The 21,007-nt window shown below is 40.1% G+C and carries 18 protein-coding genes; 5 read left to right on the forward strand and 13 right to left on the reverse strand.

Translation table 11 applies throughout. The features are described from left to right. The first annotated feature begins 20 nt into the window (after nt 1-20). Nucleotides 21-935: a tRNA dihydrouridine synthase gene (locus tag ACWIUJ_RS08210; protein WP_454170236.1), complete on the forward strand. Its 915-nt coding sequence runs from the start codon at nt 21-23 to the stop codon at nt 933-935. Nucleotides 936-984: 49 nt separating this feature from the next. Here the strand turns inward: ACWIUJ_RS08210 and dnaK are convergent, their stop codons facing one another. From dnaK to ACWIUJ_RS08225, 3 genes are read right to left on the reverse strand one after another with little or no spacing between them, the layout of a single operon-like run. Next, entirely contained in the window at nt 985-2,868 is a 1,884-nt protein-coding gene (dnaK, locus tag ACWIUJ_RS08215) for a molecular chaperone DnaK (protein ID WP_454170170.1), read from the reverse strand. A 21-nt stretch (nt 2,869-2,889) separates the two neighbouring features. Then, entirely contained in the window at nt 2,890-3,447 is a 558-nt protein-coding gene (gene grpE, locus ACWIUJ_RS08220; protein ID WP_454149858.1) for a nucleotide exchange factor GrpE, read from the reverse strand. Between the two features lie 9 nt (nt 3,448-3,456). Next, nucleotides 3,457-4,242: an HrcA family transcriptional regulator gene (locus ACWIUJ_RS08225; RefSeq protein WP_454170172.1), complete on the reverse strand. Its 786-nt coding sequence runs from the start codon at nt 4,240-4,242 to the stop codon at nt 3,457-3,459. Nucleotides 4,243-4,509: 267 nt separating this feature from the next. On the opposite strand from ACWIUJ_RS08225, the gene ACWIUJ_RS08230 reads away from it, so the two are divergent. Next, nucleotides 4,510-5,139 carry a class II aldolase/adducin family protein gene (locus ACWIUJ_RS08230; RefSeq protein ID WP_454149854.1) on the forward strand — a complete coding sequence of 210 codons (630 nt, stop codon included), beginning with the start codon at nt 4,510-4,512 and terminating at the stop codon, nt 5,137-5,139. 6 nt (nt 5,140-5,145) lie between these two features. On the opposite strand, the gene ACWIUJ_RS08235 is transcribed toward ACWIUJ_RS08230, so the two are convergent. Continuing rightward, on the reverse strand, nt 5,146-5,721 hold the full coding sequence (locus ACWIUJ_RS08235) for a hypothetical protein (RefSeq protein WP_454149852.1): 576 nt from the start codon (nt 5,719-5,721) through the stop codon (nt 5,146-5,148). A gap of 228 nt (nt 5,722-5,949) precedes the next feature. On the opposite strand from ACWIUJ_RS08235, the gene ACWIUJ_RS08240 reads away from it, so the two are divergent. From ACWIUJ_RS08240 to ACWIUJ_RS08250, 3 genes are all read left to right on the forward strand, one after another. After that, on the forward strand, nt 5,950-6,870 hold the full coding sequence (locus tag ACWIUJ_RS08240; RefSeq protein WP_454170174.1) for a hypothetical protein: 921 nt from the start codon (nt 5,950-5,952) through the stop codon (nt 6,868-6,870). An 11-nt stretch (nt 6,871-6,881) separates the two neighbouring features. Further along, nucleotides 6,882-7,763, forward strand: coding sequence for a hypothetical protein (locus tag ACWIUJ_RS08245; protein WP_454170176.1), 882 nt, complete (start codon nt 6,882-6,884; stop codon nt 7,761-7,763). A 101-nt stretch (nt 7,764-7,864) separates the two neighbouring features. Beyond that, complete coding sequence (locus ACWIUJ_RS08250; protein ID WP_454170178.1) at nt 7,865-9,214, forward strand: ComEC/Rec2 family competence protein; 1,350 nt, start codon at nt 7,865-7,867, stop codon at nt 9,212-9,214. Between the two features lie 35 nt (nt 9,215-9,249). Here ACWIUJ_RS08250 and ACWIUJ_RS08255 read toward each other — a convergent pair whose 3' ends face one another. The 9 genes from ACWIUJ_RS08255 to ACWIUJ_RS08295 all read right to left on the reverse strand — a co-directional run bounded on the left by ACWIUJ_RS08255 (nt 9,250) and on the right by ACWIUJ_RS08295 (nt 21,002). Beyond that, the gene (locus tag ACWIUJ_RS08255; protein WP_454170180.1) at nt 9,250-10,065 is read right to left on the reverse strand and encodes an SPOR domain-containing protein; all 816 of its coding nucleotides are present in this window, start codon (nt 10,063-10,065) and stop codon (nt 9,250-9,252) included. Between the two features lie 21 nt (nt 10,066-10,086). Next, nucleotides 10,087-10,629 (reverse strand): DUF1882 domain-containing protein, encoded by a 543-nt coding sequence (locus ACWIUJ_RS08260; RefSeq protein ID WP_454149842.1) that lies wholly within the window; start codon nt 10,627-10,629, stop codon nt 10,087-10,089. A gap of 42 nt (nt 10,630-10,671) precedes the next feature. After that, nucleotides 10,672-11,919 carry a serine hydroxymethyltransferase gene (locus ACWIUJ_RS08265; RefSeq protein ID WP_454149840.1) on the reverse strand — a complete coding sequence of 416 codons (1,248 nt, stop codon included), beginning with the start codon at nt 11,917-11,919 and terminating at the stop codon, nt 10,672-10,674. Between the two features lie 20 nt (nt 11,920-11,939). Next, complete coding sequence (gene lysS / locus ACWIUJ_RS08270; protein WP_454170182.1) at nt 11,940-13,466, reverse strand: lysine--tRNA ligase; 1,527 nt, start codon at nt 13,464-13,466, stop codon at nt 11,940-11,942. Then, a complete protein-coding gene (locus tag ACWIUJ_RS08275; RefSeq protein WP_454149836.1) occupies nt 13,466-14,086 on the reverse strand; it encodes a CvpA family protein in 621 nt (206 codons plus the stop codon). Before ACWIUJ_RS08275 ends, lysS begins: the two co-directional genes overlap by 1 nt. Before the next feature lie 122 nt (nt 14,087-14,208). Then, entirely contained in the window at nt 14,209-14,451 is a 243-nt protein-coding gene (locus ACWIUJ_RS08280) for an RNA recognition motif domain-containing protein (RefSeq protein ID WP_454149834.1), read from the reverse strand. Between the two features lie 165 nt (nt 14,452-14,616). Then, nucleotides 14,617-15,867 carry an ABC transporter permease gene (locus ACWIUJ_RS08285; protein ID WP_454170184.1) on the reverse strand — a complete coding sequence of 417 codons (1,251 nt, stop codon included), beginning with the start codon at nt 15,865-15,867 and terminating at the stop codon, nt 14,617-14,619. A 47-nt stretch (nt 15,868-15,914) separates the two neighbouring features. Then, nucleotides 15,915-18,473 carry a preprotein translocase subunit SecA gene (gene secA / locus ACWIUJ_RS08290; protein ID WP_454170186.1) on the reverse strand — a complete coding sequence of 853 codons (2,559 nt, stop codon included), beginning with the start codon at nt 18,471-18,473 and terminating at the stop codon, nt 15,915-15,917. A 108-nt stretch (nt 18,474-18,581) separates the two neighbouring features. Then, nucleotides 18,582-21,002 (reverse strand): PD-(D/E)XK nuclease family protein, encoded by a 2,421-nt coding sequence (locus ACWIUJ_RS08295; RefSeq protein ID WP_454170188.1) that lies wholly within the window; start codon nt 21,000-21,002, stop codon nt 18,582-18,584. Nucleotides 21,003-21,007: the final 5 nt, after the last annotated feature.

Here is a 21,007-nt window from a genome sequence, read left to right on the forward strand (position 1 = left end):
TTGTTTTTGAGAATCTCCTTATGCTCGCGCCTTTGGCTGGCTATACGGATTTGCCATTTAGGAGTGTGGTGAAGAGATTTGGCGCGGATATTACGGTGAGTGAAATGACAAGTGCGCACGCGCTCGTGTTTAATCCTAAAAAAACTTTGCCACTCATCGCCAAAAGTCCTAATGAAACGCCTTATAGTGTGCAAATCGCTGGCTCAAAAAAAGACATTATTACCAAAGCAGTTGAGATTTTAAACACACAGCAAGACATTGATATTATTGATTTAAATTGTGGTTGCCCCGCTCCAAAAGTAGCCAATCACGGCAATGGTAGCGGACTTTTACAAAATTTACAACTCTTAGTTGAGATTGCAAACCTCATTAAAGAAAAAAGCAACAAAAAATATGTGAGTTTGAAATTGCGACTTGGCTTTGATAAAAAAATCCCCCTTGAAATCGCCAATGCCCTTAATGATACCAATGTGGATTTTGTGGTGATTCACGGCAGGACGAGAATGGATAAGTATAAGGCTGAACGGATAGATTATGATTCTATCGCGCTTATTAGGCGACATATTGCTATCCCGCTTATTGCAAATGGCGAGATTAAAAGCCCAAAAGATGCAAGACGCGTGATGGATATATGTGGCGCACAAGGTGTGATGATAGGTAGGGCAGCTGTGAGCGCGCCTTGGATTTTTTGGCAGATTAAGCACAACACCGATGAGTTGCCACCTATTGTGAAAAGAGACATTGTTTTGGAGCATTTTGATAAAATGATAGAATCGTATGGCGAGCGTGGGGCGATTATATTTCGCAAAAATTGCCACGCGTATAGCAAGGGGGAGCGTAACGCAAGTGAGTTTCGCACGATTATAAACTCTACCACCACGCCTAGTCAAATGCGCGAAGTGATTGAGCGATTTTTTAGCAAAAGTGTGGAGTAGGGTGCGTAAAGATTGCGCTCTTTATAGGGCGCAATCTTAAGAAAGTGGATTACTCCACTTCGGCGTCTATAACATCGTCATCTTTGCCTTTTTTGCCCTTTTTCTTTGGCTTTTCCTCTGTATCATTTTGGTTGTTTTGCATAGCTTGAGCCAAAGGCTGTGCTTTATCACTTAAGTTTTTAATTTTAGATTCTATTTCCTCTTTGCTTGCATTTTCATTTTTAAGGCATTCCTCCAGCTCTTTTGTCGCTTCTTCAATCTCTGTGGCGACTTTAGAATCTAGGGCACTTTTATTCTCTTCTAGGCTTTTTCTGGTTTGATACACCAAGCTATCAGCTTGATTTTTAAGCTCAATAAGCTCCTTTTTCTTCGCGTCTTCTTCTTTGTGTAGCTCGGCGTCTTTTACCATTTTTTCGATTTCACTATCGCTTAACCCGCTTGAGCCCGTGATTTTAATCTCTTGGGACTTGCCTGTGGTTTTATCTTTGGCACTCACGGTTAGGATTCCATTGGCATCAATATCAAAGGTTACTTCGATTTGAGGCACACCGCGTGGCGCAGCTGGGATACCTTGCAAGTCAAATCGACCAAGCGATTTGTTGTCCTTTGCTAGTTCTCTTTCGCCCTGCAAGACATTGATAGAAACCGCTGGCTGATTGTCCTCATAAGTTGAGAATATTTGCGTTTTCTTAGTTGGGATAGTAACTCCTCGCTCCACCACTTTTGTAGAAATTCCTCCCGCTGTCTCGATTCCTAACGACAACGGCGTTACATCAAGCAACAACACATCTTTGACATCGCCCTTTAGCACGCCACCCTGTATCGCTGCACCCACAGCCACGACTTCATCGGGATTTACTGATTTGTTTAGCTCTTTGCCGATGAAGTCTTTTACGCGCTCTTGGACTTTTGGGATTCTCGTGCTTCCGCCCACCATTACCACTTCGCTTATATCGCCCTTACTTAGCCCCGCATCTTTAATCACAGAATCAATCTTTGTAATCGTTTCATCAATTAAATCCTCAATAAGGCTTTCAAACTTCGCACGCGTGAGCTTTTTGACAAAGTGCTTTGGACCGCTCGCATCTGCGGTGATAAAAGGCAGGTTGATTTCGCTCTCTTGCGCGCTTGAGAGTTCTTTTTTGGCATTTTCAGCCGCGTCTTTTAGCCTTTGGAGTGCCATCACATCAGCTTTTATGTCGATTCCACTCTCATCTTTAAATTCTCCCGCCGCCCAATCAATTATGCGGTTATCAAAGTCATCGCCTCCCAAAAACGCATCTCCACCTGTGGCAAGCACTTCTACGACATTATCGCCTGTTTCTAGCACGGTTACATCAAAAGTCCCGCCACCTAAGTCATACACCATTATTTTTTCGCTCTCTTTTTTATCTAGCCCATAGGCAAGCGCAGCTGAAGTGGGCTCATTTATGATTCTAAGCACATTTAGCCCCGCAATCGTGCCTGCCTCTTTTGTCGCCTTTCGTTGAGAATCGTTAAAATACGCTGGCACCGTGATTACCGCTTCACTCACGCTCTCGCCGAGATAGCTTTCTGCGTCCTCTTTAATCTTCATCAGAATCTTCGCGCTAATCTCTTGAGGCGTGTAGGTTTTATCCGCGATTTCTACCGCGCACGCGCCATTTCTATCGACTATCTTATAAGGAAGTCGCTTCTGTGCCTCTTTTGCCTTATCCTCATTTAGCATAAGCCCCATAATGCGCTTAATAGAGTAAATCGTTTTTTGAGGATTGGTTACAGCCTGCCTTTTGGCTGGCTCGCCTACCAAAATCTCGCCTTTATCGGTAAATGCCACGATTGAAGGCGTGGTGTTTTTGCCCTCTTTGTTGGCGATGATTTTTGCCTCTGTGCCTTCATATACCGCCATTGCGGAGTTTGTAGTCCCTAAGTCTATTCCAATTACTTTTGCCATTTGTTATCCTTTGTGTTAAATTTAATCGTTTTTTACGATGCTAACCATCGCAGGGCGTAGTGTGCGCCCCTTGTAAGTGAATCCGTGTTGCAAAACCTGCGCGATTTGTCCATTTTCCTTGCCCTGCAGGGGCACTTGCATTAGACATTCGTGTAGATTTGGGTCAAATTCACTATCCGTTGCTATTGCCTCTATGCCGTGTTTGGAGAGTGCTTTATAAAAGCTCTCAAGCGTAAGTTCTAAACCCTGCGTGATTGCCTCGCTATTTTCGCTTGCTTTGGCAGATTCTAATGCCTTTTGCAAGGTATCAACCACAGGTAATAAATCTTTGCCAAAACTTTCATTTGCGTATTCCAAACTTTGATATTTCTCGCGCTCTAGCCGTTTTTTGACATTTTCAAAATCCGCATAAACACGCGTATATTGGTCTTTAAGCTCTTCATATTTTTGTTTATAATCTTCATCTAGCGATTGCTCTGTCGCATTAGTATTGTTAGAATCTTGCTCACAATCCTCTTGCAACGAAGAATCGACCGCAGATGTTTCATCTTGGCTACATTGTGCCTTTTCTTCTTCCATACTACCTCCTTAACTTGCAATGTCATCATAAAATTTACTAAAATCCCTATCCAGCGTGCCTACACAAAAGATATGCCCATTGCCCTGTGCAGTATGGACATCTTGCATTACACCTAAATAGTTGCTTGGCAAAATTTCCTCAAAATAGATTCCATTTTGTAGCTTGTGAAACACTAATCCATCAACGATGTCTAAAAATGCCTCCTCGTTTGAGTGGAGCTCTAACATTTCTTTCAGCGCACAGAGGCAAAATCTCGATATTTGTGCCTTTGAGATAGAATCTAATGTGTCTAAAAGCTCCCTAGCACGCACTTGATAAGCGATTTTTTTAATGTCTGTTATATCAAGATTGCATAACTCCTGTAAAAATCGCTCTAAAGTTGCGCTATAAGGCATCACAGCATAGGCTCTTTCAAATACAAGCAACAACAAATCTCCATTTAGTCGTTGGATTTTTTGGAGTTTGTTTGCTTGCTCTAAACGCACGATTGCACAAATTTGGTGTGCAAAGCTTGCATTTTTAAGTCGCGTTAAATCTGTGATGACACAGGGACTTTTGCTATCGATACACTTGCGCCAATGCGCTTTTAGCGCGCTTGTGGTTGGGATTCTCCCACTGCTTATGTGGGGTTGAGAGAGCCAACCTTCTGCGACAAGAAGTTTGAAATAATTTCTAATAGTCGCAGAGGAAAACGAATTTCCACAAGTTGCTTTAAGCGATTCAGAACCGATAGGCTCTTTTAGCTTGATGTATTGTGTAATCACTTGTTCTAGTAGCAAATCTTTTTTGCCCATTGCCTCATTCCTTAAAACTTCCTACAAATATTGTTTTGCAATAAGACTACGAGAATCTTATTGACAAAAACGCAGGCATTATAACAAAATTTTTAGCAATTTGGTAAATGAATTGCTAAAAATCATAAAACTTTAGTCAAGTTATATAAACTTTTATTAGTAAAAAACTTTAGGAAATATATGTCTATTGGTTATACATTATCGAATCTTGTGGCGATTTTATGATTTCGCGTGCATTTGGTGCTACATTTAGCTACAATGCCGTGTATGAATGTGCATACAAAAGAAGTCAGTGCCCAGATTAGAGACCAGATTACCAAAGTATCGCGTTGTATGTTTAATGCGGGGCTTTTTGGGATTTTTCACGGCTCTATTTCGGGGCGAATATCTCAAGAAAAGTTCGTAGTAAATAGGCGCAATGCAATACTTGATAGCGTTGATGAAAGTGCCCTTATGTTGCTTGATATAAACTACGACTACCGCTACAATGACGCAAGTATGGACGCGTATATCCACGCAGAAATTTATGAGAGTTTTAGTGAGGCGAAGTTTATCGTTTTTGCCGCGCCTCCAGCAGTTGTAGCCTTTTCGCTAAAAAACACTACACTAAATCCGAGCGATTACTTTGGATTTATAGGACTTTCTCAAAGCGTGCCTATCCTCGACCCAAAGGATTATGAAACTTGGGAGGAGCGCGCTAATGTCGATATTGTGAGATTCTTAAAGCAATCCCAACAAGAATTTGTCATTATTCGCGGGTATGGAATCTATGCCTTTGGACGCGATTTAACCTATGTGGCAAAGCTCATAGCCCTTATAGAGCATAGTTGCCACATTATCGCACTAAGCCAGCCTCTTGATTTAAATGTCGATGATGATAAAAGGTTTGGCGTTTAGTTCTCGCTAAAGGCTAAAATATATCGCCAACGCCGTTATGACAAAGCCAGCAAAAAATGTAAGAAACGAGCTAAGACGCCGTTTTTTGCAAAATGAAGTCATCACCAACCCTGAAAAATAAAACAAAAACATTGAGATTCCAAACCCAATGGCGATGAAGTCATAAAATGAAAACTTAAATCCCCCTAGCTCAAATTTCGTGCCCACAGATTTGTGCATAAGCATTAGCACGCCATAGAGATTGCGCTTGGTTACTTGGATAACGAGTTGCCCGTCTCTGTCTTTGAGAATCATTGCGCCATAATAGATATTGCCTATGCTAAGATTCCCGCGAAATTCTTTTATTTGTGTATCACTTGGAATCTCTAAGTTATTTTGCTTGAGAGTATGCAGTATGATTTCGCTAGCTTGCTCCTTTGGCGGTATGGAATCAATGGGATACTTCCACACTTGCGCTCCAGAGTTTTGTCTGATTTCAAAAATGTATAGCACTCCCGTAAGTGCGTAAATAAACGCAGCGGTTAAGAAAAAAAGACTCAAATAAGTATGGACTTTCATCCAAAGTTGTTTATCAAATTTCATTTAAACTCCTTAATGTGATATAACCAAGTATGGTTAAAATTTGCAATACTAGGACATTTTTGTGAAATAAATGTGAATGGATTTTTGCAAAAATTGCCTAATTGTGTAAAAATTTATCATAAAATTACCGATTATGCAAATGCGTTTTTTTTTTTTTTGTTATATAATGCAATGGGAAGCATTATTGCTTGCTTAACACAACATAAAACTTCAACCTAAGGGGTAAGAATGACAAAAATGACATTATTGAGAGCAATGTTTTTAGGTTTCGTCCTAAGTCTATTTGCAAACTCTCTTGGCGCGACTAGCACGGAGAACTATTCAAGGTGGCTTACGAGGCTTGGTATGGATTTGGATTATACTCACCGCAGTGTGAATGGTATGTGGATGCACGGCGTGGGGACGGGTTGGATTTTAGAGACGGCTTATATCAAAAAGCAAGTAAAAGTCGCCCTAGATGCGAGATATGGACGCACGCCTATGGATTTGCACGCAGGGTATAACACTTATGGCACTTTTGCCACTGATGTGAATATCATTAAAAATGAAGAGCGATTTAACCGCTGGCAAGGGGCAACAGGAAGATATTTAGATGTTTCGCTTAAGGCTGGTTGGAATATCGCTGATAGCATAGAAGAGCCATTTTATATCAATTTGGGCTATGTGTTATTAGATATGTTTGTTCATCACTCTAATGGGTATCCATTTGTTTTTAACCAAGTTCACGGCGGAATCTTCATAGAAGCTGAGGGTAAAAAGAGATTGGGTGATAAATTTGCGCTTACTTATCTTGGGCGAGTGTCATTAGCAGGTGCTCAAGTAGGAATTAGCGACCAAGATAAAAACCTCACAGGAAGTAATAATGGAGGAGCTATCGTTTTAAAAGCATCAAATGACATTGGCTATGAACTTCGAGCAAATGTGGGAATCACTTACGACATAGGGAAAAGGACAAGTTTTTTTGCACGGCTTAATGCAAAATACAAATATTTGCCCGCCACGCAATCCACCCAGCTCACCACCATTGCAAATAATTATGGAAACAACAACCCACTTGATACGGGCGTAGTAGGAAATCAAACCTTTAACATCGCCTATCCTAACGCTTATCAATTCTCTGGTGGGCTTAGCTTTGGCTTTGAGTTTTAAGGAGGTGGTAAATGAAACTATTTAATCAAAAATTGACAAAAACTTTTATTAGCACGCTTTTGCTTTGTGCCTCTTTGACTCCTATCGCACAAGGTGCGCAAGATTTGATTAGAGATGGATTCTATCGCCATATTGGATTTGGCGTGTCATATTGGCGTTATCTCGAAGTAGATTCACGAAATAATGATGCCTTTATAATGCGTATAGAAGCCCCTATGTTTAACATCGCTGGTAACATAGGCTATGTCTCTGCCAATGGAGTAAAATTTGATGGCTCTATCGATGCCAATGTCGCTGTGCCATTTTCTTGGTATACAGGGAGCACCCGTGATGAAAGAGACCCAAATAATGATGGGAAGTTTGTCAATCAACCAGATTTTAGCTCGTATTATAGAGCGCAGGGATTAGTGGGATATAATTTCTTAAACGGCGCAAGCGAGCGCACAACGCTCTATCTCCAAACGGGAGTAGGGTATTTCTTTAGTCGTAACGATTCGACACCGCTAGAGCGTTTGCAGGGATATTTTCATATTCCTTTGCAACTAGAGAGCGAAATTGTGCTAAGCAATTCATTCGCGCTTAACCTTATGGGTGGGGTGAATTGGGTGCTTTTTGGTAATCATTTAAGCAGGGGTACACGAGAAAACTCCACAGCCAATCTCAACACAATCCAACGAAAAGGGCTCTTTGGTGCGAGTGGCTCTGTGGGATTGCGCTATAAGACAAATGCAGGCAATGTCAGTATGATAAGGCTTATGTATGAATATTTTAGGGTGGGAGATTCCGAGCGAAGTCCAAATATGTATGTGTGGGGTGGCGTAGACCCAGTGAGTTATATAGAGCCAAAAAATAGCACACATATTCTTACTTTTCAATATTTTTGGAGCTTTTAACCTAGCTCTTAAGTTTAGCTTTAAGGGCAATATAAAGAAGCCTTAGCACTAAGCCAAGCAAGAGTTGGTTATAATGAGCCAAAAATAACTTAAAGGCTAGTATGGTTTTAGATTCCCTTAAAGAATGGATAGTTGCGTTGTGCGCACTTTTGGTTATATTTTTTATCAATGTGGGATTGCAATATTCCCATTATACACGCTACTATGAAAGCCACACAGAGCCTAAAGAGATTTATGGGCGAGTCATTGCTCAATATACAAAGAACTCACCCAAAGGCACGAGCTATGAGGTGCTAAAGATTCAAACGCAAGATGGGGCAAGTATTTATACCACCTCTAAAGAGGATATTAAAGATTTACAGCACTCTTTTGTGCGATTATGGGGGAAGAGCGCGAAATGCGAGTTTTGGCAGTATTTGCGTTCGTGCTATTTTTTTAGCTTTAGCATAAGTGTGGAATCCAAAAAAGATTATCGTGATTCTTTGCGGGAGTTTATCCTCTCTCAACACACAGATTCTCTAATGGGAGGGCTGTATAAGACACTTTATATCGCCGATTTTCTCCCAAAGTCATTGCGCGATGTGGCAAATACCTTAGGCATTGCCCACGTGATTGCTATTAGTGGATTTCATTTGGGTATTTTAAGTCTTGGGTTTGGAATCTTGCTCCATTTTTTATACAAAAGGGTGCATAGATTTTTCCCATATCGCAATAGATTCTATGATGTTGGCGCGATAGTTGTTGCGCTATTGTTTGGATATTTGGTTTTGCTTGATTTTAGTGCGTCATTTTTGCGCGCGTGGGTAATGGCATTTATAGGGTTTTTTCTTGCATTTATGGGAGCAAGGATTCTCCAATTTCGTTTTTTGGCGTTTATTGGGCTTGTGTGTATTGCGTTTTTCCCGCGCTTGCTTTTTAGTGTGGGGTTTTTTCTCTCGTTTTTTGGCGTGTTTTATATTTATCTGTTTATGCACCATTGTAAAGAGCTTGGGAATCTTGCGCGTAGAGATTATGTGGCTAAAAGCAAAGATTCTCTTATTTGTGCGTATTTTTTCCATCATTTTTGGACGCACAAATTTTATGTTTTAGTGCTTTTGCCTGTGTTTTTTAATGCGGTGATTTTTGTCAATATGCTGATTTTGGTGCATTTCTTTTTCCCGTATTTCAGTGTTTATACCATTGCTTCAATCCCCATAACAATAGGCTTTACGCTCTTTTTCCCCGCGAGCATTATCGCGCATTGCTTAAGTGTGGGTAATGTGTTTGATGATTTTTTGGTGTGGCTTTTTAGTTTGGATTTGCAAGCTGTTGAGGTCTTTAGTAGTGCGCCGATATTTTTTGGCTACCTAATCTTAAGCATTTTTGCTATTAGGTTTAGGGTTGCTTATATTGCCTTAAATGGCGTTGGAGTGCTATTTTTGGTGTGGTTGTATTATAACGCGCTAGGTTAGCGGAGGGATTCTCATTTTGCGCTAAAGCAATGGGATTATTTTACTTCGTAGTAAAACGCCTCGCCACCTATATCAGTTTTAATCTTTAATAGCTCTCTATTCGCATCGGTGCGAGAAGTAAAAGGACCAATCAAATATTTTGTGCCACCATTTTCTGGTTTCACACGATAGCTATAACTTCCAATTTTACCCAAAAACTCTTTGTTTGGCGTATTTTCAAAGCTCCCCACTTGGATATAATGCCCTCTTTGCGCGACTTGCCCATTTTTTGACTTATCTGTCGTGTTTTTTGGAGCTTGAGTACTTTGGCTCTTTGGTGGTTGCGCTTGAGGTTGAGCGGGTTTTGGTGTAGCTTGCGCTGGCTTTGGGGTTTGCGCTGGTTGCGCGCTCTTTGGTGGTTGCGCTTGAGCTACTTGAGGTGGCGTTGGTTGTGCTTGTGTGGGTGGTGTGATTTGCTCTGGTGTGGGTTCTTTTGCCTGCATATCAACATTTTGTGTCTGCTCTAGTAAAGGTTGTGTTTGCTCCTGTGGCGCAGGAGTAGTGCCTTGCGCTTGTGCCTCTTGTCGTTCTTGGATTTGTCGCACAATGTCATTAAACCTATCTTCATTGCTAGCTTGTGTATCCACAGGTGTAAAGGGCGATTGCTCCTCTTGTTGCTCTTGCAAATTAGAATCTTGGGCGAGTTGCTGCTCGCTAGTTTGTTCTTTTTGTTCATTTGGAGTGCTTGTTAATACAAATACAGCCAAAATGCCTGCCAGCACGACTGCAGCAATAACAAGCAAAATAACTTTTTTATTGCGGTTATTCTCTGGTGCATTGTCAATCAAAATATCACTAAATCTATCTTCCATTGTAGTTCTCCTTTAATAAGGTTACATATGCTTCGCCCACGATGCTCCGCGCTCCTTAGCAAAGACTTCATAAGGTATGGCTAAGATATTAAAATTTTGCGGAAGTTCATTATTGGGGAAAACACGCCATTCTAGCGGGCAATTTTGAGCGAGTTTAAATGAAAGCATTTTTGCCAACCTTTTGCCCTCATTTAAATCCGTGTGTCCTTTATGTATGTATAAATGCAGATGTCCGGGTGTCTTTGTGGTATAGGCAGTGAAGTTGATAAATCCCTCATCGCGCAACAAAAGTTGCGCACGGTGATAGAATCTATCGGTATTGCGTCCATTATAATCAAAAACAATATTTTCTACTTTAGAATCTTTGAGAACAAGTGAATGGGCTACGGTGATTTCCTTGCGCCAATGTCGCTGGATAATACCCAAACTAAGGGGAGAATTTACCTCGCTAAATTTGTCATATAAGATTCTCCCGTTATATACGATTTTTTCGCCAATGCCATCTTTTTTTTGGTGGTAGTGAGAAGTGTCTAATTTGATAAGTTTTAAATCCATTTCTGTCATATTCTACACCCCCTTATCCTGTCTAAATACCAAATCGCCATTTTAGTAAATTGCCTTATCATAAATGATAAAATCTTTGGAGAATTCAGCAATTTCCTTAGCGATTTTTTCTTGTAGTGCAGTATTTGTAATATCATCTAAAATGTCAGCAATTTTTGTGCCGATAAATGAGAATTCACTCTCTTTCATACCGCGTGCAGTAAGGGCTGGTGAGCCAATGCGAATCCCACTCGTGATAAATGGCGAGCGAATCTCTCCGGGCACGGTGTTTTTATTGACCGTTATATTGGCGTTCCCAAGTGCTAAATCCGCATCTTTGCCACTAAAATCTTTATCTAAAAAGCTCATTAGCACAAGGTGGTTATCCGTGCCACCACTTACAAGTTTATATCCTCGATTTGTAAGCACTTTGGCAAGTTCTTTAATGTTAAGTTTTACTTGTTTGGCGTAAGTTTTCCATTCTGGCTTTAGATTCTCTAAAAAACCTGTCGCCTTGCCAGCGATGATGTGCATTAGCGGTCCGCCTTGTAATGCGGGGAATACAGCCTTGTTGATTTTTTTGGCAAGCTCTTCGTCATTTGTCATTATGATTCCCCCGCGTGGTCCTCGTAAAGTCTTGTGTGTCGTGGTGGTAACGATATGGCAATGCGGGAATGGATTAGGATATTCGCCTGCGACTACAAGTCCAGCAATGTGTGCAATATCGCCCATTAAAAGCGCACCCACAGAATCTGCAATCTCACGGAATCTCTTAAAGTCAAGTTCCCTTGTATAAGCTGAAAAGCCACATACAATGATATTTGGTTTAACTACTTGTGCGTATTGTGCGACTTTGTCATAATCAATATAGCCATTAAGTTCCACACCATAAAAAAAGCTCTGATAGAGTTGTCCGCTTACGCTTACCTTTGCACCGTGTGTCAAATGCCCGCCGTGGCTTAAATCCATTCCTAAGATTTTGTCATAAGGTTTAAGCAATGCCGCATACACCGCGCCATTTGCTTGAGAGCCAGAGTGTGGTTGGACATTGGCAAATTCACAGCCAAAGAGCTTTTTTGCCCGCTCAATCGCAATATTTTCAATTTCATCGACAAATTCACAACCGCCGTAATATCGCTTACCCGGATAGCCCTCAGCATATTTGTTTGTGAGGATACTACCCATTGCTTCCATCACACTTGGGAAAGTAAAGTTTTCACTCGCAATCATCTCTAAATGTGTATTTTGGCGTGCTAATTCTTTGTTTATGAGGTTGAAAATTTCACTATCGCTTTGCTCTAAATATCCCATTATTTTGTAATCCTTGTCCTTTAATTTTTATCCTCTAGTATATCATAATTTCCCTTATGGATTTTAAGTGCGGGGAATAAAATCACATCTTTTATACTTTTTTGGTTGGTAAGGAGCATTATAAGTCTATCAATACCAATACCCTCTCCCGCAGTGGGTGGCATACCATATCCTAACGCCCATACGAAGTCCTCGTCCATATACTGCGCTTCCTCATCGCCTGCATCTTTTTGACGCACCTGCTCTTCAAATCGTGCTTTTTGGTCTAGCGGGTCGTTTAATTCATTAAACCCATTGGCAATCTCGCGTCCAGCGATAAAGAGCTCAAATCGCTCTGCAATCTCGCTATCCTCATCGCTTCTACGCGCTAGCGGGCTAAGCTCAATGGGGTAGTGCGTGATAAAAGTGGGGTTAATGAGTTGAGATTCTACAAATTCGCTAAACGCCTCATCTAAAAGTTTGCCATAAGTGCTATTAGGCAGGAGTTTAATGCCTTTTTGGCGTAAAAACTCCGCTAACTTCTCTTTAGATTCTATAATCCTCCTATCAAGCCCTCCAATTTCGGTGAGGGAATCCATAAATGATATTTCTCTCCACTTCGTTAAATCAATGCTTTGCTCATCAAAGGGAATAACATTTGGTAACTCTAAAGTGCGCAACAAAAAGGCAAAAAGTTCCTTTGTAAGATTCATTAAATCCGTGTAGGTGTGGTAAGCCCAATAAAATTCTATGCTACTAAATTCTGGATTATGTGTAGAATCTACACCTTCATTTCTAAAATTGCGGTTGATTTCATACACTGCTTCAAACCCACCTACTATAAGTCGTTTGAGATAAAGTTCTGGCGCAATTCTCAAATATCTATCCGCATCAAGTGCATTGTGATGGGTGATAAATGGCTTGGCATTCGCGCCACCGGGTATTGGGTGGAGCATCGGCGTTTCGACTTCTAAAAACCCCTTTTTATCAAAGAAGTCCCGCACGCACGCGATAATTTTGCTTCGTAGCACAAAAGTTTGCTTCACATCATCATTTACGATTAAATCCACATATCGCTGGCGGTATCGTAGTTCTATATCGCTAAGCCCGTGAAATTTCTCAGGGAGTGGCACGATAGCCTTGCTTAAAATGCTAAATTCTAGGGCGTGAATGCTAAGCTCGCCCATTTTGGTTACAAAGCCAAAACCACAAACATTCACAAAGTCGCCAACTTCAAGGATTTTTTTGACTTCGTCAAATTGCTCGCCCAACTCATTTGTGCTTATATATGCTTGCAAAATGCCACTTTGGTCTTGTATTTTGATAAAGCACGCCTTTCCCATAAGGCGGATAAATCGCACGCGTCCAACCACGCATTCACAAGGCTTTGAATCGCTTGGAGTGCTTGTATCATTAGCGTCTTGTTGTGCTTTTAAAAAGGCATATTTTTGCAAAAATTCTGCGTTGCTAAGCGTGCGTTTGGCATTTGTGCTGTATGGATTTTTGCCAATTTCTCGCAAAGAAGAGGCTTTTTTAATGCGTTGCTGGATATAAAAATTTGAAAACATTACTTCTTTGCTTCACTTTTTGCATTTTTTTGGTTAGGTTGGTTGGCTGGTTTTTTGGATTTGTTTTGGGCGTCTTTTTGTAGAGATTGCGCTCCCTTTTTTACCTCTTTTTTTGCTTTTTGCACCGCCCCAAAAATCACAGAATCTAAATGCAACGCCTTGCTAAAAGATTCTATAAATTTATAGCTGTGGGTTTGTGTTTTGAGTTGTTTTGTGAAGTTTTGTAAAAATGGAATCTGTGCGAGAAAAAATACCAACAAAGCCAATAGAGCAAAGGATTTCACCACACCAAGCGAGAAGCCAAGCACATTATCTATGCGCCCCGCAATGCTGTTTTCAAGTCTTTGAGCCAAAAATTCGCTAATGAAAATGATGATAACCCACGAAATGCAAAGCACCAACACAAATCCAATGATGGAATCTATTTGGTCATCAAAATGATAGACATAGTGTCCAAATACTAGCCCTGCGTTAATGTAGAGTTTAGTCGCCAAAGATATGCCAACGATGATTCCAATCAGCGAGCCACAGCTACGAATAAACCCACGATGAAATCCCTTGACGCTCAAAAGTAGCAACAGCACCACAAAGCACACATCAATATAATGTATATTTTCCATTCAAAAAATCCTAAGAATCTCTTAAATATTGCATAATATTCCACTTTTTCATTAAGGCAATCACCAAAATTCAAAAGACAAGTATTATACAATTTTTACACGAAAAGTGGTAATGAAGCAGGCTAATTTCTAGGCTTTGCTTCATTTACGCGTAGGTTTCTTCCTTGAAAGTCTTTGTCATTTAAAGCTTGGATTGCTTTGTTTGCTGCTTCATCTGGCATTTCCACAAAGCCAAAGCCTTTTGGTCTGCCACTTTCTCTATCGTTGATGAGTTTTACGGAGATAACCTCGCCAAATTGAGAAAATAAATTTTCCACATCACTTGAACTTGCCGAATACACCAAATTTCCGACATAAATTGTCATATATCTGCCCCCCCCCCCTATACACTTTTTAAGCTATTGCAAAAAATCCTAGCTACTTTACACAAAAAATCACATCGCATAAAAGTAGAATCTAGGTCGGCGAGATTCTAACGCCATTAAACTTAAATCTTGCTTAAATAAAGCATTTTTTAAGAATCTAGATTCTTATTCGTTGCGTAAAACACTTAAAACATCAATTTTTGAGGCTTTTTTTGCAGGATAATAGGAAGCCAAACACACAATCACGCTCGCCCCAAAAATGGTAGCAACAAAATCAATAATAGATAAATCCAAAGGCAATTTGCTCGTGCCATAGACATCTTGAGGCAATGAAATAATAGGAAAAGTATCAAGCACAAAAAGCGCGACAAAATTGAGCACCACCCCTAGCACTATCCCACATCCGCCAATAAATGTGCCAAGTGAAAAGAAAGTTTGTTTAATCTCTTTTTCGCTCATTCCAAGAGAGAGCATTAGAGCAATTTCCCTGCGCCTTGTCATCACCACCATTAAAAGTGAGCTAATGATATTAAGGCTTGCCATAAGGATAATAAGCATAAGCACGACAAATAATGCGCGTTTTTCTAGCTCCATAGCAGAGAAAAAGTTGCCATTTTGCTCCCACCAGCCTTCTACGCCGACACGATTTGGGAATGCACTTTCTAAAAATTCTTTAATAGGGGCTATATCTTTAAATGGTTCGGTGCTATAAATATGAATGCCATCATAAAGGTCGCTAGGAAGTCTGCGAATTTTTTGCAATGATTGTAAATTCGTATAAATATACGCCTCGTTATATGCCTTCAATCCAGAATCAAAAATTTCTACAATATCAAATCGTTTGCTTAGTGGCGAGAGGGAGAGTGCGTTTGGCTCTACTTGACTAAAGTATAAGGTAAGTTTGTCATCAACCTCTAAAAAATGCCTAAGCTGTAATTCCTTACCGATAATAGCGGGGAAGTTTTGGGATTTGAATTTTTCAATCTTTGCGCTATCAAGCATTTGGGAATCTGCCACACTAAATACTCCGCGCACGACTTCATTGAGCTTGATTTCTAAATCTATATCCACACCAATGACAACCGCTGCATTCATATCCCCACCAGCGCGACTTAGGGCGTTATAACGCAAATAGGGACTAAAAAGTAAATGCGGAAATTTCTCCCTTAGGGCTGTAAAAATTGTAGAATCTACGCCCTGATAAGTTTTAGAAAATACGCTAATTGGGTAATTCATAATAAAGAGCTTGCGTTCAAATTCCTTTGTCATACCATTCATAATCGCCATCGCTACGCATAGCACCATAACACCAATACCAACACCAAGAATAGCCAAAATCGCCGTAACGCTAATAAAGGGTTGCGCTCTATCAAAGCGCAAATATTTGGGGAGCAAATAAGTAGTAAGTTTAGACATTCTATTCCTAGTGATTGTATTTTGTGTGTAATGGTCTTTTCATAATCTTATGCGAGCAACCCTTTTTTTGGTCCGCTTTTGCCGTGGCAGAGTTTGTATTTTTTCCCACTTCCGCACGGACAAGGGTCGTTGCGCGAGATTTTTTGCCGTTTTTGTGGTTGGTTTTGCATTGTATCTTTATTGAAACTTAGCTCCTCGCTCCCTTCTTCAAGGTTTTCAATGATTTTTTCTTTTATCTCGCTTGCTTGTTCTTGTGGTTTTAAGCGCACGATTTGGAGTGTTTTAGCCGTGTCGATTTTAAGATTCTCTACAAATTCTAAAAACAATCCATAACTTTCTTTTTTGTATTCTACCAATGGGTCTTTTTGGTTGTATCCGCGTAGTCCGATACCTGTTTTTAGGTTATCCATTGTATAGAGGTGCTCTCTCCACGCATTATCTAGCACTTGGAGATAGATAATGCGCTCAATTTCGTTGCGTTGAGCGGAATCGAGCACGCCCATTTTGTTTTCATAATCGGTTTTTGCCGCTTCCAAGATATGCGTATAAAGTGCGTCATAATCAAGATTCTCTACATTACCCAACTCAAGTCCAAAATACTCCAACACAATGGCTTTTAGGTTAGCAATATCAAAGTTCTCACTTTCTTCGTGCTGATAAATCCCTGCTCTCTCCAGCATAAATGCCACCGCACTTTGCCTATTTTGCTCTATTTTTTCACGCATTTCGTATTCTTTATTAAGCAAATCATCACGCAAACGATATATCGCCTTTCGTTGCTCATTTGCCACATCATCGTATTCAAGCAAATGTTTTCGTGATTCAAAATGCAAACTCTCCACCTTTTTTTGCGCATTTTCCACAGAGCGTGTAACGAGCCCAGATTCTATGTGTTCGCCATCTTTAAGTCCTAATCGCTCCATAATGCCCTTAAGTTTATCGCTTCCAAATATGCGCAACAAGGAATCTTCAAGGCTTAGATAAAATTGACTCACCCCGGGGTCGCCTTGTCTGCCTGAGCGTCCGCGAAGTTGGTTGTCAATGCGCCTGCTCTCGTGTCGTTCCGTGCCGATGATATACAATCCTCCAAGTTCGCGCACTTCATCACTTATTTTTATATCAACCCCGCGTCCAGCCATATTTGTGGCGATGGTTACAGCACCTTTAAGCCCCGCATCTTTAATGATTTCAGCTTCTTTGGTGTGTTGTTTGGCATTAAGCACGGTGTGTGGGATTCTAGCTTTTTTGAGAAGTTCGTGGAGCACTTCACTTCGCTCAATGCTCGCTGTGCCTACAAGCACGGGCTGTCCTTTTTTGTAAAGTTCCGTGATTTTGGCAATGACGGCTTTAAATTTCTCCATTTCACTTTTGTAAATCAAATCATTTAAATCCTTGCGTTGCACAGGCACATTTGTGGGGATTGAGACCACATCAAGTTTATAAATTTGCAAAAATTCACTTGCTTCAGTTTGTGCTGTGCCCGTCATTCCCGCGAGCTTGTCATACAGGCGAAAGTAGTTTTGGAAAGTAATGTCTGCGAGGGTTTGAGATTCTTCTTTAATATCGACTTTTTCTTTTGCTTCAATGGCTTGGTGCAAGCCCTCGCTAAAGCGTCTTCCCTCGCTTAATCGTCCCGTAAATTCATCAACAATAATCACCTCTCCATCTCGCACGACATAATCTTTATCTTTGGCAAAGAGATAATTTGCCTTTAAGGCTTGGTCTAGGTGGTGGGAGAGCGCGGCATTTTCAATGCTATAGAGATTATCGACTTTGAAAAGTTGCTCGGCATTTTTGATGCCATCTTCGGTGAGTAAAATCACGCGGTTTTTTTCATCAATACTAAAGTCTTGCGGGGCTTTTAGATTTTGTGCCACAGAGTTGGCGAGATGATAATTTTCCATTGTGCGATTAGCAGGTGCGGAAATGATTAAGGGTGTGCGTGCCTCATCAATCAAAATAGAATCTACTTCATCGACAATGGCAAAAAAGTGGTGCTTTTGCACTTTGTGCGTTAAGTCATATTTCATATTATCACGCAAATAATCAAACCCAAATTCGTTGTTTGTTCCATATACGACATTTGCGCTATACGCCTCGAGCTTTTTGTCATCATCACGCAAGTCCGCAGTGATAATGCCAACACTTAAGCCAAGAAAGTTATAAAGTGGTTCTAATTCGCTTCCATCGCGGTTTGCCAAGTAGTCATTGACGGTGATGACGTGCACACTTTTCCCGCTAAGTGCGTTGAGGCATACGGGAAGTGTGGCGACAAGGGTTTTTCCCTCGCCTGTTTTCATTTCTGCTATGCGTCCATCGTGCAGTGCCATACCACCGATGAGTTGCACATCAAAATGGCGCATTCCTAGCGTGCGCTTTGCCGCTTCTCTCGTGATTGCAAAACTTTGGTGCAACAAAGAATCTAAGCTCGCGCCGTCTTCTTGGTGTGCTTTTTTTAGTGCTTCAAACGCACCTTTTAACTCGTCATCACTGAGTTTGGTGTAGTGTTCTTCAAGGGCGTTAATTTCTTGGACGCGCTTTGTGTAGGCTTTTAGCATTTTGGTATTGCTTGAGCCTAAAATTTTGTGTATTATCGCTTGTATCATTGATTGTGCCTTTTATGAGTTTAAGAGTTGTGGATTTTAGCATATTTTTACAAATACTAAGCGCAAATCCTTACTTTGAGTGAGTGCGGTGCTTGTGGAATGTGGCATTTAGATTCCACAAAGGGTGCGGTAATCACAATATCGACAAGTCTTATTTTCCTTGCCTAGTGGTTCAAACTCTCCATAACGAGATTCCAATGCGCTATATGCTTGCAAATCTTCAATCACGCAATGCTCCTTATTGTGCGCAAGTATATACTCTTTTGTGTGGCAAAACTTTGTATCAATCTCTGCGAATTTCTCAAACAATTTCTCTTGTGTGTTTTGCTGTATTGTATATGTCTCATCTTGTTTGCGTGAGTGTTTAAGGAAATAAAAACTTGTTTGGATTTGCTTGTTTGGATATTGTTGTAAAATATATTGTCGATAAATCTCAAGGGCTAAATCTTCAAAATTTTTCTCAACTTTTTTGTATTTATAATCAATAACAAGAATGCTTCCATCTTGGTTTTGTTGGATTCTATCAATCCTGCCAGTAAAAACATAATTATGAAGTGCAAAGTTTTCAAACTTTATTTCTAATCCTATGAGTGTGAATGCACCGTTTTGTGTTATGTATTCGCACTCTTTAGTGAAAAATGTTTCCATTTCAATGAGCATTTTTTGTATTTGGATTTCTTGGAGCGCACTAAGTGTATTGCCTTTATCAAAGTTTTTTTGTAAGAGCATTGTAAGGCAAGATTCTTCAATTTTCTTCATTTTTTGCAAGTCAATAACCTCGCCTTGATAGGGTTTGTATGCTTTGTATAAAACTTCGTGGATAATGTTTCCATAAGTGGTGTTGTCCTTAGAATCTTCATCTGGGGCGCAGAAATTTGCAATGTATTTAAAGTAATATTGCAACGGGCATTTAAGTAGGGTGTTAAAACTTGATGGAGAAAAATACAATCCAAGCTTAGCAAAGTAGGATTCTGGCTTATACAATGTGGGTAAAAGAGCGTGTTTAAAAATACTTACATTGCTTGGCGTTGGTGTAATATCAAGCTCGTTTAATAACATACAAGGTGCGTATTCTTCAGATTCTACCAATAGCATACAAGCCTCTTTTGCGTTGAATAAAAGATTTTTGTAATGCCATATTTGCAGGGCTCTTTTATCATAAAGAGTTGGTATGCCTAATCGCTCTCTTATGGCTGTGGTTAAAAACATATCACTTGTGCTAAGCGAGGGAATCTTATCTTCATTGCAATCAGGTATAATGACATATTTGAGCTCAATCCCTCTGCTTTCAAGCACTTCGATAACCGAAATCTTGCCACCGCGATTGTCATCAAGGCTAAGGTCGCTTATATCTTGCAAGAAGCTCTCGCCCACATTTTGTATAGGAAACAACTCTTGTGCATTTGCGTAATCATACATAATGCTCATAATTTTTTCATTTATTTGCGTGTATTTGGGATTGTTTGTTTGAAGTTCCCTTAAAACAATGTTTTGTAGTTCTTGGACATTATGGGGGGGAGATTTTATGATGCTTTTTTGAATTACTTCAAAAAGCGCACTTTTATCAAATTTCTTTCCCATTGCGTAATTAAAGTTATGCTCTTTATCAAGGGCGTTGAGATAGGACACAAAGCGAGAATCTGGAAGCACTATGGTAATGTCTTGTGGCAAAATTCCGCTATCAAGCCAATTTTTAATACACTCTCTAATGCCACCCACTTGCTCAATGCGCCCAAAGAAACTTTTGGCACTAATGTGGTGGTTTATGGTGGAGCAGGGCTTTTGGTCGATGATTGTGCCTTGCGGGTAGCGCACTTCATAGCGCGTAAAAGGCTCTAAAGCAAGAGGTTTATCAAAGATTTGCAAAAAATGCGTGTGGATATTATCAAGCTGTGTATCACTAGAATCTTCGCGCAAAACACTATGAGGAATTTTATCTTGGGTTTGAAAGCAAATGACAACCTCACAAAAGTTTGCCACTTTTTGTAAAATTTCTTTTTCATAAGGATTAAGCACACTATCTAAGTGTAGGACAATGCGTGAAAAATTCCCCAGCCACGACTTTAAGATTTCATATTTTCTACTTTTATACACCAAATGCTTAGAATCTAAAAACGCATTATAGCGAGCAAAAACCTCTTGTAAAATATGCAAATGCTCTTCATAATCCCCATAAGTATCTTGCAAAGGAATGTCTGCAATGTCAATATTGTGGATAAAGAGTTCATCATAAAATTGCAAAAAAAATGCACTACTTTGCAGATATGCCAAAAAATTTTTTTCAAAAACTAGGCGGGAGGTTGAGAGATTGCTTGTTTCTTTGTCATATTGCTCTAAAATACTACCTAAAAGGAGTTTGCATACATTTTTGGGAAGCAGTGTTTTGTGAGGATAATATATCGCTTTGCTAAAAAACTCCTTACGCAACATACTTGGCTTACAAATGCTATCTTGCTCATATTTGCTCTTTATAGAGCGATTGGTAGAATAGACAAAAAGTTCTTTTGAATTGAGGTTTTCTAAGCTCATTGTTA

The sequence above is a fragment of the Helicobacter sp. 23-1046 genome, assembly GCF_053654635.1.